At 70.3% G+C, this 1,435-nt stretch carries 1 protein-coding gene; it reads left to right on the forward strand.

The window, feature by feature from the left end:
- Positions 1 to 124: 124 nt before the first annotated feature.
- Positions 125 to 1,435 (forward strand): TonB-dependent receptor (locus AC1D15_RS32055; protein WP_477829232.1); only part of this gene is annotated, 1,311 nt, incomplete at its 3' end.

A 1,435-nucleotide genomic window follows, 5' to 3' on the forward strand; every position in this document is an offset into this window, starting at 1 on the left:
GTCAGGGGTCCTTCCGCCAGCCCGGATACCGGCCAACAAGGCGGCGTCGCGTGCAAGCGCGGCGCCATGGGTGCGCACCAGCGGGGAAGCTGGCGCGCACGGCTTGATCGATGGCAGTTCCTTCATGATTTCTCGTTCCTCGCAGCTGCGCGCGCCCGTCGCGCCGAGCCTGCTTGCCGGCGCCTGCGCCGTGGCCTGTGCCTCCCTGTTCCCGCTGGCCGCCGCCCAGGCGCAGACGGCCGCCGTCGCGGCCGATGGCAGCCGTGTCTTCGCGCCGGTGATCGTCACCGCGACGCGCTTTCCGGAAGACGCGTCGAAGCTGCCGTTCGGCGTCAGCGTGATCACCTCGGCCGACATCCGCGAGGCCGGCGTCACGACGGTCAACGACGCGATCATGAAGCTGCTGGGCGTGCCCGGCCGGCTCGATTTCTACGGCGGCGGCGACTACTCGCTCGACCTGCGCAACTTCGGCACCACCTCCGACAACAACCAGGCGGTGATCGTCGACGGCATCAGGATCAGCGAGGCCGACCTGGGCGGCACGCGGCTGGCCGGCATCCCGATCGACTCGGTCGAGCGCATCGAGGTGCTGCGCGGCAGCGGCGCGGTGCTGTACGGCGAAGGCGCGACCGGCGGTGTGATCGTCATCACGACCAAGGCCGGCGCGGGCCTGCAGCGCAAGAACGGTGCGCAGGTCTACGGCGCGATGGGCAGCCATGCGCTGCTCGACACGCGCGCCAGCGGCACCGTGGTGGCGGGCAAGTTCTCGCTCGACGTGGCCGGCAACCACCGCGAGACCGACAACCACCGCGACAACTTCCGCTCCGAGTCCGAGGGTGCCTCGGCGACTGCGCAATGGCAGCTCGCCGACGGCGTGCGGATCGGCGCCCGCAGCGGCTGGGACCGGCTCGAAACCGGCCTGCCGGGTTCGCTGACGGCCGCGCAGTACGCCGACAACCCGCGCCAGACGAGCAAGCCGAACGACCATGGCGGCATCCGCAGCCGCAACTCGGGGCTGTTCGGCTCCGCGGTGCTGGGCGACTGGCAACTCGGGCTGGATGCCGGCTGGCGAGACAAGCACCTGGAGAGCCGTGGCAGCTCGACCTACGGGTACGACATCAACGCGAAGAACTACGCGCTGCGTGCGCGCAACGAGATGGCGCTGGCCGGCGGCCGCAATGCGCTGAGCTTCGGCATCGACCATGCCGACTGGACGCGCGACACGGTCTTCGGCTCGTCCGCCGACCAGACCTCGCGCGCGTTCTATGCGAAGGACGACTACACCTTCGCAGCGGGGACGCGGGTCAGTGTCGGCGGACGCAGCGAGCGCATCGAGAAGACCAGCACCGACACGACGACGGGCATCGACGACACGATGCACGCCTGGGAGCTGGGCCTGCTGCAGCCGCTGTCGACCTCGACCTCGGTGTATGGC

The organism is Rhizobacter sp. P2_H2, assembly GCF_056403375.1.